Source organism: Pseudomonas sp. WS 5051 (genome assembly GCF_012985715.1).
In the GTDB taxonomy this organism is placed as follows: Bacteria; Pseudomonadota; Gammaproteobacteria; order Pseudomonadales; family Pseudomonadaceae; genus Aquipseudomonas; species Aquipseudomonas bubulae.
Genome location: NZ_JAAQWV010000002.1, coordinates 191,502 through 205,178, shown reverse-complemented (window position 1 = coordinate 205,178; position 13,677 = coordinate 191,502). Strand labels below are relative to the sequence as shown.

Below are 13,677 nucleotides of genomic sequence, written 5' to 3'. Positions count from 1 at the left end.
CAGCAACTCTGTTAGTCAGCGCTCAATACGCCACGACGTACCTGGTCGCGCTCGATGGATTCGAACAACGCTTTAAAGTTGCCCTCACCAAAACCGTCATCACCCTTACGCTGAATAAACTCAAAGAACACCGGCCCCATCAGGGTTTCCGAGAAGATCTGCAGCAGCAGACGCTTGTCATCCGAGTCAGAGGAACCGTCCAGCAATATGCCACGCGATTGCAGGGCTTCAACCGGCTCGCCGTGATTCGGCAGACGCCCTTCCAGCATTTCGTAGTAGGTCTCAGGCGGTGCCGTCATAAAGCGCATGCCGATTTTTTTCAGGGCGTCCCAGGTTTTGATCAAGTCATCGCTGAGGAAAGCCACGTGCTGAATGCCTTCGCCATTGAACTGCATCAGGAATTCTTCGATCTGGCCTGCGCCCTTGGACGACTCTTCGTTCAAGGGAATGCGGATCATGCCGTCCGGAGCGGTCATGGCCTTGGAAGTGAGGCCGGTGTATTCGCCCTTGATGTCGAAATAACGAATTTCACGGAAGTTGAACAGCTTCTCGTAGAAGTTGGCCCAGTAAGCCATACGCCCGCGATACACGTTATGGGTCAGGTGATCGATGATCTTGAGCCCGGCACCTACCGGGTGGCGGTCTACACCTTCGATAAAGACAAAGTCGATATCGTAAATCGAGCTGCCTTCACCGTAACGATCAATCAGATACAGCGGCGCGCCGCCAATGCCTTTAATGGCTGGCAGGTTCAGCTCCATTGGCCCTGTAGGGATATGCACTGGTTGTGCGCCAAGTTCCAGCGCGCGGTTGTAGGCTTGTTGCGCATTGCGCACGCGAAAAGCCATGCCACAAACCGAAGGACCGTGTTCCGCCGCGAAGTAGGACGCAACACTGTGGGGCTCATTGTTGAGGATCAGATTGATATCGCCCTGGCGATACAAGTGCACGTCCTTGGAGCGATGGGTTGCTACCTTGGTGAAGCCCATGATTTCAAATACAGGCTCAAGGGTATTGGGTACAGGGGACGCGAATTCGATGAATTCAAAGCCCATCAGGCCCATCGGGTTTTCGTATAGATCAGCCATTTTTGGCGCCTCATCATGGTCATTTTTAGAATTAACAGAGGTTATTTGCTAAGAATGCGGATGCTGGCAGGAGGCGCACAGGAGATCCCGCGTACACTGCGCGCGAGAAAATCACCGTAGATCAATTGCAACCCGAATCGCTTCATTTCGATCCATCTCTTACGCGGTAGGGCTTCTGCTCGCAGAAGTCGTTATTCTTGTATGCGTAAGCCGATTCTACATGGCGTAATCATATTTGTCCTACGCCATATGAAATTGCCCTGTGTGCGGCGCATGCCTTTACTATTGTTCTGTCAGTTTGCACCCAAGCCATCCCCACGCGTTACCAGGATCCTGCATGCCACTCACTCTGAAGCTGAGCCGAAAATGGACTGATCGCTACGCCCTGATTGTACTTAGCGGCTTGTTGCCAGTAGTACTGGGGGTTCTGATCATTGTCTGGCAGGCCAACCGGTCACTCAAACAGGAGACCACACAAACCGCCCAAGAGGCAGTGCGTCAGTTTGACTTGATGCTGGACAATGCAAAGCTTGCTGCCGATGTCGTCTTGCCGCTGGCAGGCCAGGACTGCGAGCACGTTGAACTGGCCTTGCGCGATCAGGTCACGCGCCGACCCTTCGTGCGCTCGGTTAACCTGGTGTGGGACAACCAGATTTACTGCACTTCTTTATTTGGCAATTTCAAAGAAGCCGTAACCCCCGAAAACTATGCGGGTGGTGTGTTGTGGCTGATGCCAGGCACGCTGGTGACACCCAATGACCCCGTCCTGGTTTATCGGCAAAACCAGGAAAAGCGCGGCGTGCTGATCAGCCTGTACGGTTTTCATCTGGTTAACGTTTTAGGGCTGATCAATCAAAAAACCCAATTATTGATAGAAGTTGGCAATGTATGGATTGATCGCTATGGCCTGGTGCGCAACACACCGTCACCTCATCTGCCCGTAGCTCAAGCAACTGTACCTTCAACTGATTACCCCTACCGCGTAGTCGCCGGGTTTAATGAGGGTGAAGTCTGGCGCTATGTCGCCTCGCAATACCCGGGCTTGATGGCTTTATTTATGTTCCTCGGGGTTATTTCTGCGGCGACAGTTCATCAACTCAAAAAACGCGCCACCTCCCCCACCCATGAACTGCAGCGAGCCCTGGACGCTGCCGAATTTATTCCTTACTTGCAGCCGGTTGTAAGGGGCGACACCAAACAATGGGCCGGCGCCGAAGTATTGATGCGCTGGCAACACCCCAAAGAAGGGCTGGTTCGTCCCGATCTGTTTATCCCGTTCGCAGAACATTCGGGATTGATTGTGCCGATGACGCGCTCGCTGATGGAACAAACCGCACTCTTGCTGGCCCCTCATGCCAATAGCATGGAGCGCGGGTTTCACCTGGCATTCAATATTACCGCTCATCATTGCCAGAATCTCGAGTTGGTAGAGGACTGCCGGCGCTTTCTCGAAGCGTTCCCGCCAGGGCATATCAATCTTGTACTGGAACTTACCGAGCGCGAGTTGATCGTACCGAGCACCACAACCCATCAATTGTTTAGCCAGTTGCACGCACTGGGGGTCATGATTGCCATTGATGATTTTGGCACCGGCCATTCCAGCTTGAGTTACTTGCGCGAGTTCAACGTTGATTACTTGAAAATCGATCAGAGCTTTGTCGCCATGATCGGCGCCGATGCATTGTCCGGGCATATTCTGGAGAGCATTATTGAACTAAGCGCCAAGCTGGACCTGGGCATTGTCGCCGAAGGCGTAGAAACACAAGAGCAAAGCCAGTACCTGGCCGACCATGGGGTTGATTTTTTGCAGGGCTATTTATTTGCCCGGCCAATGCAACCGGTCGACTTTATCCGGGCTTTGCAGGCGCAGTTAACGACCACTTAATAATAAACAGCCGTGCAGTTTAAAAACTTTTTTCAAACTGCCCCGCGCGGGACTTGGCAGCACAAGAATTAACAACTACAATTTTTTTGTCGCGACACGAACTTTAAATGATTGCATCAACAGGCGTGCCGACCAGGAGCAACCCCTTTGGACGCACGCACTGTAAATCTTGTGCATTCCAAACCAAACATCATTAATTCGCCTCGGTCACGTACCACCGAAGCTGTGAATGGAGTAATGACTTTGTCTAGACTTGCTGAGTTTCGCGCTGCTGAAAAAGCGCTACAAGAACAGCTGGCTCAATTGGAAGCCTTGAAAAATGATGCCGGACTTAAAAAAGAAATCGAGTTCGAAGAAAAACTTCAAGCCTTGATGAAAACCTACGGTAAAAATCTTCGGGACATCATCGCCATCCTTGACCCCAACCCTGCGGCGTCAAAAGGGGCATCTGCGCCCAAGCAGCGCAAGGCGCGGGTGCTTAAGGTCTATCAGAATCCGCACACCGGCGAGCTGATAGAAACCAAAGGCGGCAACCACCGCGGTTTGAAAGCCTGGAAAGAAGAATACGGCGCAGCCACCGTGGATACCTGGCTTCGTGCATAAAGCCCGTGCACACTCTAAGCCCTGCCTGTGCAGGGCTTTTTTATCCGCACAACTTTTAAAGCTGTTTAACTAAAAGGTTCAACTTGATTCAACTTTGCTTAATCTTGGGCGGATGTTTAATGCACCACATGAAGGTGCCAGGCAGAAAAGGCACTGCCCACTTCCGTCGTTGAATATGCCTGCATCAATAACTGCCCCGCCCGTGCGCCAACACTCAACTGACTACGGCTAAAACAGTAATACCGAGTAGGAATTATCCTGTTGTGACATCCATGCGTCCAAAAGACCGTGAACACGCCGGCGCTTCACAATTTTTTCACATCGCGGGTCACAGGATAGAGGCTGCTAAAGGACTAGCGCCCCATGCCCGCTTCGGCGGGCTTCTTTTTGCCCGTGATTTGCCCCGCAACCCAACTGCCTCCCTGCCGCAGACCGCTTGCGCCCTGAAAACGGGTTTGGCGCCAGACGTCACATTCCGTATCATTCGCCCATCACGCTCACCGTAGCGACCGATCACCTATGCCTTATTTTCGGAGGGTTCATGAGCCTGCAAGACCTGAACAACATTCCCGGCGTCACTGCTTCCCCGGATAGCGCTACGCACAACTTCGTTTTCAACCACACCATGCTGCGCGTCAAGAACATCGAGAAATCCCTGGATTTCTATACCCGCGTCCTGGGCTTCTCGCTGGTTGAGAAGCGCGACTTCCCTGAAGCCGAGTTCAGCCTGTACTTTCTGGCCCTGGTGGACAAGGCGCAGATCCCGGCAGACGACGCAGCCCGTACACTGTGGATGAAGTCCATCCCCGGCATCCTGGAGCTGACCCATAACCACGGCTCAGAAACCGATGACAGCGTGGTCTACCACAACGGCAACACCGACCCGCGCGGCTTTGGCCATATCTGCATTTCGGTACCGGATATTCGTGCTGCCTGCGAGCGCTTTGAAGCTCTGAATGTGGACTTCCAGAAGCGCCTGAACGATGGGCGCATGAAATCCCTGGCATTCGTCAAGGACCCGGACGGTTACTGGGTCGAAATCATCCAGCCACAACCGATGTAAAAATCGAACGAAAAAAAACCCCATGACTGCTCATGGGGTTTTTTGTTTGCGCCCGGTTATTCCGGCGCTGAAGAACGGATCAAGTGATCAAAGGCACTCAGTGAGGCTTTGGCGCCCTCGCCCACTGCAATCACGATCTGCTTGTATGGCACGGTGGTCACGTCACCGGCGGCAAAAATGCCGGGGATCGAGGTTTCACCGCGGGCATCGACAACGATCTCGCCGCGGGGCGAAAGCTCGACAGTACCCTTGAGCCAGTCAGTGTTTGGCAACAGGCCGATCTGTACAAAGATCCCTTCCAGTTCGACCGTATGAACTTCACCGGACTGACGATCCTTGTAGCGCAGGCCGTTCACTTTCTGGCCGTCACCGGTGACCTCGGTGGTCTGTGCATTGGTGATGACCTTCACGTTAGGCAAACTGTGCAGCTTGCGTTGCAACACGGCATCGGCACGCAGCTTGGTATCGAACTCCAGCAGGGTGACATGCGCCACAATACCCGCCAGGTCAATGGCTGCTTCGACACCAGAGTTGCCGCCGCCGATTACCGCGACGCGCTTGCCCTTGAACAGCGGACCGTCGCAGTGCGGGCAGTAAGCCACGCCACGGCTACGGTATTCCTGCTCGCCGGGCACGTTCATTTCACGCCAGCGCGCACCGGTGGCCAGAATTACGGTCTTGGCCTTGAGCGAAGCGCCGCTGGCAAACTTCACCTCGTGCAACTCACCTGCCTTGCCGGCAATCAGCTTGTCGGCACGCTGCAGGTTCATGATATCGACGTCGTATTGCTTGACGTGCTCCTCAAGTGCAGTGGCGAGCTTGGGCCCTTCAGTTTCCTGAACCGAGATAAAGTTCTCGATGGCCATGGTGTCCAGCACCTGACCGCCGAAGCGCTCGGCAGCCACACCAGTACGGATGCCTTTGCGGGCAGCATAGATCGCCGCGGCAGCACCGGCCGGGCCGCCGCCGATCACCAGCACGTCAAAAGCATCCTTGGCGCTGATTTTTTCGGCCTGACGCTCAATTGCACTGGTGTCCAGCTTGCCCAGAATCTCTTCCAGGCCCATGCGGCCCTGACCAAAGTTGACACCGTTAAGGTAAACGCTGGGTACCGCCATCACTTGACGCTCGGTCACTTCGTCCTGGAACAGGGCACCGTCAATCGCCACATGGTGAATGTTCGGGTTAAGCACTGCCATCAGGTTCAGCGCCTGCACAACGTCAGGGCAGTTCTGGCAGGACAGCGAGAAATAGGTCTCGAAGTTGAACTCGCCTTTAAGGGAGCGAATCTGTTCAATTACTTCGGCACTGGCTTTCGATGGGTGGCCGCCTACTTGCAGCAAGGCCAACACCAGCGAAGTAAATTCGTGGCCCATCGGAATGCCTGCAAAACGCAGGCTGATATCGCCGCCCGGGCGGTTCAACGAGAACGAAGGCTTGCGCACATCGTTACCGTTGTCCAGCAGGGTGATCATGCTGGAAAGGCTGGCGATTTCTTTTAACAGGTCATGCATTTCACGGGATTTCGCACCGTCGTCGAGAGAGGCAACAATCTCGATCGGCTGCGTGACCCGCTCCAGGTATGACTTCAACTGAGCTTTTAGATTGGCGTCCAACATACGGGCGATCTCCTTTGAACATGAATTTTTTACAAAAAAACGCCCGAGCGAATCTCGCCCGGGCGTTTTGAGGGCGATGCGGCTTACAACTCAGGTGCGGATCACCGCCCTTGGCTGGTTCACGGCCTTAGATCTTGCCGACCAGGTCCAGCGATGGAGCCAAGGTGGACTCACCTTCTTTCCATTTGGCAGGGCACACTTCGCCCGGGTGAGCAGCAACGTACTGAGCGGCCTTGATTTTGCGCAGCAGCTCGGAAGCGTCACGGCCAACACCGCCATCGTTCAGCTCGACGATCTTGATCTGACCTTCAGGGTTGATCACGAAAGTGCCGCGGTCAGCCAGGCCTGCTTCTTCGATCAGTACGTCGAAGTTGCGGGAGATGGTCAGCGTAGGGTCGCCGATCATGGTGTACTGGATTTTGCCGATGGCTGGCGAAGTGTTGTGCCAGGCAGCGTGGGCAAAGTGGGTGTCAGTCGACACGCTGTAGATTTCCACGCCGAGTTTTTTGAACTCTTCGTAGTTGTCAGCCAGGTCTTCCAGTTCGGTTGGGCAAACGAAGGTGAAGTCGGCCGGGTAGAAGAACACCACCGACCACTTGCCTTTCAGGTCAGCGTCCGACACTTCCACGAAGCTGCCGTTTTTGTAGGCAGTTGCTTTGAATGGTTTAACTTGGCTGTTGATGATAGGCATCGTTGACTCTCCGTCAGGGTTGAAAAGTTGATGGGGTGAATCCTAACAACACATTTCGTATCTGGCTCATTGGCAAAGCTGATGCTGACGATTGGTTTTAGCTATCAGGCGTACCTATAAATAGCCGAAAACTAAATATGATCCACCTGAACAGGTTTCAACTTGATGTCGATCAGTTGCCGATGTTTTTTTGCGCGGTGATGCTCATCCCGGTAAACGGGGTGGCTTCAACATAGCGCATGGCTGACTTTATGTCTTTCCAGCCGACGTAATTCATCAGTGACTTCAAGTCCCAGCCACTTTGATGGGCCCATGTCGCAAAACCGCGACGCAGGGAGTGACTGGTGTATTGCTCGGCCGCAATGCCCGCACGCTCCAGCGCCTGGCGCAGCAACGGGATCACACTGTTGGCGTGCAAGCCCTCCTCCCCCAGGTTGCCCCAGCGATCGATTCCGCGGAACACCGGGCCGCGGACCAACGCCGCGGTATTGAGCCATTCGATATAGGCGCGCACCGGGCACAGTCGCAGCAGGGCCGGGGTCTGAAAGGTTTTGCCGAGGTTGTCGCGGTCACTTTTGCTGCGTGGCAGATACAAGGTAATGCCTGCCCCTTCTACAGCCTGCACATGCTCGACTTGCAGGCGGCATAACTCATCACTGCGGAATCCGCGCCAGAAGCCGAGCAGGATCAGGGCGGCGTCACGCCTTGCGCGCAGCAGCCCCGGCTGATCACCACTGGCTTGCGCCGCCAGGGCCTCAGCCTCCAACCACTCGACCACCTGTTCAAGATGCTGCAATTGCAGCGGTGCCGCCTGCTTCTCCTGCACGGGATGCAGTGCCCGAATGCCCTTGAATACCTTGCGCACCATCGGCGCCTTGGTCGGGTCGGCAAACCCCTGACTGTTGTGCCACTGGGCAATCGCTGACAGGCGCAGCTTGAGGGTGTTGATCGACAATTGCCCGGCATGAGCCACCAGATAACGCGCCACGCTATCGCTGGTGGCTGGCAGAAACCCGCCCCAGGTCACTTCGAAGTGCTCAATGGCCGCCCGATAACTACGGCGGGTGTTGTCGCGGGTCGCGGCGTTCAGGTAGCGATCCAGCTCGCTCATGGGCAGTTCTCTTGTGTGGCGTACCGAAAACAGGCCTTAAAAGCAGTTTCAAGGCTCTGGCACGGGATAATACCAGTATATCCCGCCTTATTTTTCATTAAATAACATCAATAAAATGTGCTAATCTAGTATGTAATTACATGATACATACCACAGTACATAATCGTAGGAGATGGCCATGGCCCGTGGCGGCGTAAACAAGGCAGTGGTGCAAATTGCACGCACCGCGATCCTGGCTCGAGGCGAACACCCGAGCATTGATGCGGTACGTATCGAGATGGGCAATACCGGGTCGAAAACCACGATCCATCGCTATCTAAAGGAACTGGACGAAGTTGACTCGCGCCGTGGCGTGCCTCGTGAGCAAATCGATGATGAGCTGACTGAGCTGGTTGCCCGCCTCGCCCAGCGCCTGCAGGAGCAGGCACAAGAGCCTATTGACCGGGCTCAGGCGCATTACGAACAGCTCAAAGCGCAACTGCAGGCGCAGTTGAACGAAGCACAGGACGCTCGGGCACAGCTTGAGCAGCAGCTGGAGATTCAGGGCACAGCACTGCAGCAGGAAAGCGCCAGTCTCGACGCCACCCGCTCCATGCTGCAAACCGAGCAGACCCGCAATGCCGCCCTGAACCAGGCGTGCAGCGACTTTGACCTGCGCCTCAAGGACCGTGACGAGCAGATCCGCTCGCTGGAAGAGAAGCACCTGCATGCCCGCGATGCGCTGGAGCACTATCGCAGCGCGACCAAGGAACAGCGCGAGCAGGATCAGCGCCGTCATGAAGGCCAGTTGCAGCAGGTGCAAATGGAACTGCGTCAGGCCCAGCAAAGTGCATTGGTACGCCAGGATGAAATCACCCAGCTGCATCGCGACAATGAGCGCGTACTGAGCGAGAGCCGCGCACTGGGCAAGGAACTGAACCAGGCCAATGACCTGCAGCACAAGCTGGGCAACCAGAATACGCAGCTCAACACCCAACTCAGTCAACTGCAAAGTGAACGCACCCTGCTTCAAGAGCGCCTGCGCGTAGCCACGCAGGAAAGTGAAGGCTTGAAACAGGCCCACGCACAGATCCAGGAAAGCCAGTCAGCCCTTTCCTTGCGCGCCATAAAGGCTGAAACCGCGCTGGAAAGACTGCAGGAGCTAAAGAAGGATGCTGAACAAAGCGTGCTCACCAAAGACCAGTAGAACTACCTGACTCGATCCAGGCCCGCTCCCGCAAAAGCTGAATAGACACCCCCGTCTTCGTTCAGCAACCGCTCAGCAAATGCAATCGATTCTTGTTTGGCAATACGTATCAGTATGTTACAAATTAGCACCCTAACTAATTTGTGACGCGGTAGCCCACCATGCTGGTTCCATTTCTGATCATGCTGCGCGAAGGGATTGAGGCCGCACTTATCGTCGGCATCATTGCCAGTTATCTCAAGCAAACAGGCCGCGGGCAGTGGATGCCCGCCGTATGGGTCGGGGTGTTTCTGGCCGCCGCCCTGTCTTTGCTGGTGGGCGGCGGGCTGGAGTTGATGAGCGCCGAGTTCCCGCAAAAACAGCAAGAACTGTTCGAAGGCATCGTCGGCCTCATTGCCGTGGGCATTCTCAGCTCAATGGTATTCTGGATGCGCAAGGTCGCGCGCTCGATCAAGCATTCGCTGCACACCTCCCTCGATCACGCCCTCGCCGGCTCCCGGCATCAAGTCACGGCACTGATTGCCATGGTCTTTTTTGCCGTCGCCCGGGAAGGGCTTGAAACCGTATTTTTCCTGTTAGCCGTCTTCCAGCAAAGCGAAGGCCCCGCCGCACCCCTGGGCGCCCTGCTCGGCCTGCTGCTGGCCATCGGCGTCGGCTTTGCCATTTACAGCGGCAGCATGCGCCTGAACCTGGGGCTGTTTTTCCGCTGGACCGGCCTGTTTATTCTGGTGGTCGCTGCGGGCATCCTGGCCAACTCGGTACAGGCCCTGCACGAGGCAGGCCTGTGGAACCACTGGCAAGACGTAGTGTTTGATATCAGCGCCCACTTGCCGATGGATGGCCCGCTAGGCTCCGTACTGGCTGGCATGTTCGGCTATCAGGACGCCCCCACCGTCAGCGTGCTCGGTGCGTATGTGATTTATCTGGTCGTCACGCTGGTGATGTTCTTTCGCCCGCCGGCGCCCGCCAAAACCGCACACCCTTCTTCAGTAACAAACCCATAAGGTCAAGCATGCCAACCCCTGCAAGCGGTACACCCCCACGCGCCCTGCGCTGGGCGGTGGCCGGCTCGGTGATCGTGATGATCGCAGCCGGCGGGTTGTTCTACTACGCCTCGCAACTGGCCGCGGCCAAGCGCAAGGCTCACGGCACTGAAATAACCGTGACCATCCACCCGCATAGCTGCGAACCCGACGCCCTGACTGTACCGGCCGGCTTCAACAGCTTTCGCATTATCAATGCCTCCGAGCGCGCGGTGGAGTGGGAAATTCTCGACGGCGTGCTGGTGGTCGAAGAGCGGGAAAACATTGCCCCGGGCCTGAGCCAGGTGATCAACGCGACACTCGCTCCCGGCGATTACGCCATCACCTGCGGTCTGCTCAGCAACCCCCGCGGCACCCTGCATGTGACGCCCACTGCAGCGTCCGAAGCCAGCGCCAATGCCAGGCCTACGATGGTGGCCTTTGTTGGGCCGTTGTCAGAGTTTCGGGTTTACCTGAGCCAACAGGGCAGCGCCCTGACCAGGGCTGTCGATGCCCTGTCGCAAGCCATTAGCGCCGGTGATCTGGAACAGGCGCAGGCTCTGTATACCCCCGCACGCGAGGCCTATCAACGCCTGGCGCCGGCAGCGCAACGCCTTGCCGAGCTGGACAACGCCATCAATGCTCGCGCCGACTATTTCGAAAAGCGCGAGCAGGATCCGGGGTTTACCGGTTTCCACCGCCTGGAATACGGCCTGTTTGACCAGCGCAGCACTCAAGGCCTGGCGCCGATTGTCCAGCAGCTGCAAGCCAATAGCCTGCTGCTCAAGCAACAGTTGCTTGCCCAATCGTTGCCCCCCGAACAACTGGTCAGCATCGTCGCCCGCACCCTGCACAACCTGGCGGATAACCGCGCCAACAGCGGCGAAGAGGAGCGCTACAGCCATATTGACCTCAATGGCTTTGCCGCCAACCTTGAGGCTGCGCACAAAGTGGTTGACCTGCTGCGCCCTTTGCTGCTCAAGAAAAATGCCGACCTGCTGCACACCATAGACGGTGCCAGCAGCGCGCTGGATGCCGAACTCAATGGCCTGAAAACCCCGCAGGGCTACCGCACCTACGACACCGTCAGCGCCCCGCAGCGCCAACAAATCAGCAACAAGGCCAAGGTTATGGCCGATGCACTCGATGGAATCGATCCCGCCCTCGGCCTTAGCGGCCTGTAATTGCAGACGAGACGTACATGAGCGATTCACCACACACCCCGAACGAGTTCAACCTGCAACGCCGGCGCATCCTGATGGGCATGGGGGTCGCCGGGGCGGCACTGGCTGGCGGCGCCCTGAGCTGCCCGGCCATGGCCGCCGCCAACCCGGCCAATGCTCAAGTCACCCAGGCGCCGAGCAGCGACAAGACCCAGGATCATCACGACTTTCACGGCCAGCACCAAAATGGCATTGTCACCCCGCGCCCGGCCGCCGGTATGCTGGTGGCCTTTGATGTACTGGCCACGGACCGCGAAGGTCTCGAACGCCTGCTGCGCACCCTGAATGAGCGCATCGCCTTCCTGATGAAAGGCGGCCCGGTCGCCCAGGTCGATCCCAAGCTGCCGCCAGTGGACTCGGGCATTCTCGGCCCGGTGGTCAGCCCCGATAACCTGACCATTACCGTGTCCGTGGGCGACTCCCTGTTCGATGAGCGTTTTGCCCTGGCCAAGATCAAACCCAAACACCTGAGCCGCATGCAGGGCTTCCCCAACGATGCCCTGGACCCGGCCCAGTGCCACGGCGACTTGAGCCTGCAGTTTTGCGCCAATACCGCCGACACCAATATCCACGCCCTGCGTGACATTGTGAAAAACCTGCCCGACTTGCTGCTGGTGCGCTGGAAGCAGGAAGGCACCGTGCCGCCGCAAGCACCGGCCAAGCCCGGCGAGCCGACGCAAAGTGCGCGCAACTTCCTGGGCTTTCGTGATGGCTCGGCCAACCCCGACTCCAACGACAACACAGCGATGAACCAGATTGTCTGGGTCCAGCCCGACAGTGGCGAGCCGCAGTGGGCGGTCAACGGCAGCTATCAGGCAGTGCGCATCATCCGCAATTTCGTCGAACGCTGGGACCGTACCCCCCTGCAGGAGCAGGAAAGCATTTTCGGCCGCAACAAGGCCAGCGGCGCGCCCATGGACGGTGCCCGGGAGACCGATGTGCCGGATTACAGCAAGGACCCCCACGGCAAGGTCACCAAACTTGACGCCCACATCCGTCTGGCCAATCCGCGTACCGCGCAGACACGCAACAGCCTGATTTTACGCCGGCCGTTCAACTACTCCAATGGCGTCAACAAGAACGGCCAGCTGGACATGGGCTTGCTGTTCATCTGCTACCAGCGCGACCTGGAACAGGGCTTTATCGCCGTGCAAACCCGGCTCAACGGTGAACCCCTGGAGGAGTACCTCAAGCCTGTGGGCGGCGGATACTTCTTCACCCTGCCGGGCGTGCGCGACGAACAGGATTTTATCGGCCGCTCGCTGCTCGATGCTGCTACACGCACCTGAACCTCAACCCACCGGAAAAAGTCCCATGAAGAAGACCCCGCTCGCACTGTTCCTGGCCCTGGGCTTGCTCCACACCCCTCTGTCGGCGCTCGCTGCAACCGCGCCACTGGATTTGGTGCAACCCGTGTCCGACTACAAGATCTACGTCACCGAGCAGCTGGATGAGCTGGCCAGCAACACGCAAAAATTCACCGATGCCGTGAAAAAGGGTGACCTGGTCACGGCCAAAAAACTCTACGCCCCGACCCGCGTTTACTACGAGTCGATTGAGCCGATTGCCGAACTGTTCAGCGACCTGGACGCCTCGATCGATTCACGCGTAGATGATCACGAAAAAGGCGTCACTGCGCCTGACTTCACCGGTTTTCACCGCATCGAGTACAGCCTGTTTGCCGAGAACAGTACCCAGGGGCTCGACACGCTCGCAGACGGCCTGAATAACGACGTCAAGGACCTGCAGACCCGCGTTGCCGGGCTGACCTTCCCGCCGGAAAAAGTCGTCGGCGGTGCTGCAGCATTGATGGAAGAAGTGGCCGCCACCAAAATTTCCGGCGAAGAAGACCGCTATAGCCACACCGACCTGTATGACTTCCAGGGCAACGTGGACGGCGCGAAAAAGATCTTCGATCTGTTCCGTGCGCAAATAGAACAGAGCGACAAGGTCTTTGCTGCCAAGGTCGACAAGAACTTCGCCACGGTGAACAGCATCCTGGCCAAGTACAAAGCTGCCGACGGCGGCTTTGAGACCTATGACAAGGTCAGGGAAAACGACCGCAAGGCCCTCATCGGGCCGGTCAACACCCTGGCCGAAGACCTGTCGACCCTGCGCGGCAAGCTGGGTTTGAACTGATTCAAGGTTTCTCGCAGCGCCAACCGATGTGACTCACGTCACATATC

12 protein-coding genes are annotated in these 13,677 nt (G+C 56.9%); 8 read left to right on the top strand and 4 right to left on the bottom strand.

The annotated features are described in order from the left end of the window. Positions 1-11: 11 nt before the first annotated feature. Entirely contained in the window at positions 12-1,088 is a 1,077-nt protein-coding gene (gene hppD / locus HBN79_RS03300; protein ID WP_095000264.1) for a 4-hydroxyphenylpyruvate dioxygenase, read from the bottom strand. 337 nt (positions 1,089-1,425) lie between these two features. On the opposite strand from hppD, the gene HBN79_RS03295 reads away from it, so the two are divergent. The 3 genes from HBN79_RS03295 (at position 1,426) to gloA (ending at position 4,639) form a co-directional block, all read left to right on the top strand. Next, positions 1,426-2,973: an EAL domain-containing protein gene (locus tag HBN79_RS03295; RefSeq protein ID WP_095019189.1), complete on the top strand. Its 1,548-nt coding sequence runs from the start codon at positions 1,426-1,428 to the stop codon at positions 2,971-2,973. A gap of 243 nt (positions 2,974-3,216) precedes the next feature. After that, positions 3,217-3,576, top strand: a complete 360-nt coding sequence (locus HBN79_RS03290) for a histone-like nucleoid-structuring protein, MvaT/MvaU family (RefSeq protein ID WP_095019215.1) — start codon at positions 3,217-3,219, stop codon at positions 3,574-3,576. Between the two features lie 541 nt (positions 3,577-4,117). Beyond that, positions 4,118-4,639, top strand: a complete 522-nt coding sequence (gloA, locus tag HBN79_RS03285; protein WP_095019190.1) for a lactoylglutathione lyase — start codon at positions 4,118-4,120, stop codon at positions 4,637-4,639. A 56-nt stretch (positions 4,640-4,695) separates the two neighbouring features. On the opposite strand, the gene ahpF is transcribed toward gloA, so the two are convergent. The 3 genes from ahpF to HBN79_RS03270 form a co-directional block, all read right to left on the bottom strand. Then, entirely contained in the window at positions 4,696-6,258 is a 1,563-nt protein-coding gene (ahpF, locus tag HBN79_RS03280) for an alkyl hydroperoxide reductase subunit F (protein ID WP_095032323.1), read from the bottom strand. 127 nt (positions 6,259-6,385) lie between these two features. Continuing rightward, positions 6,386-6,949, bottom strand: coding sequence for an alkyl hydroperoxide reductase subunit C (ahpC, locus tag HBN79_RS03275; RefSeq protein WP_016780891.1), 564 nt, complete (start codon positions 6,947-6,949; stop codon positions 6,386-6,388). A gap of 172 nt (positions 6,950-7,121) precedes the next feature. Then, on the bottom strand, positions 7,122-8,060 hold the full coding sequence (locus HBN79_RS03270; RefSeq protein ID WP_095000268.1) for a site-specific integrase: 939 nt from the start codon (positions 8,058-8,060) through the stop codon (positions 7,122-7,124). Positions 8,061-8,238: 178 nt separating this feature from the next. Between HBN79_RS03270 and HBN79_RS03265 the strand changes: the two genes are divergently transcribed. From HBN79_RS03265 to efeO (HBN79_RS03245), 5 genes are all read left to right on the top strand, one after another. After that, the gene (locus HBN79_RS03265) at positions 8,239-9,246 is read left to right on the top strand and encodes a DNA-binding protein (RefSeq protein WP_169916276.1); all 1,008 of its coding nucleotides are present in this window, start codon (positions 8,239-8,241) and stop codon (positions 9,244-9,246) included. A gap of 161 nt (positions 9,247-9,407) precedes the next feature. Beyond that, positions 9,408-10,250 (top strand): iron uptake transporter permease EfeU, encoded by an 843-nt coding sequence (gene efeU, locus HBN79_RS03260; protein WP_095019194.1) that lies wholly within the window; start codon positions 9,408-9,410, stop codon positions 10,248-10,250. A gap of 8 nt (positions 10,251-10,258) precedes the next feature. Then, a complete protein-coding gene (gene efeO, locus HBN79_RS03255) occupies positions 10,259-11,452 on the top strand; it encodes an iron uptake system protein EfeO (RefSeq protein WP_095019948.1) in 1,194 nt (397 codons plus the stop codon). Positions 11,453-11,469: 17 nt separating this feature from the next. Next, positions 11,470-12,780, top strand: coding sequence for an iron uptake transporter deferrochelatase/peroxidase subunit (gene efeB / locus HBN79_RS03250; RefSeq protein WP_095024690.1), 1,311 nt, complete (start codon positions 11,470-11,472; stop codon positions 12,778-12,780). A gap of 25 nt (positions 12,781-12,805) precedes the next feature. Then, on the top strand, positions 12,806-13,630 hold the full coding sequence (gene efeO / locus HBN79_RS03245) for an iron uptake system protein EfeO (RefSeq protein WP_169916274.1): 825 nt from the start codon (positions 12,806-12,808) through the stop codon (positions 13,628-13,630). Positions 13,631-13,677 lie beyond the last annotated feature (47 nt).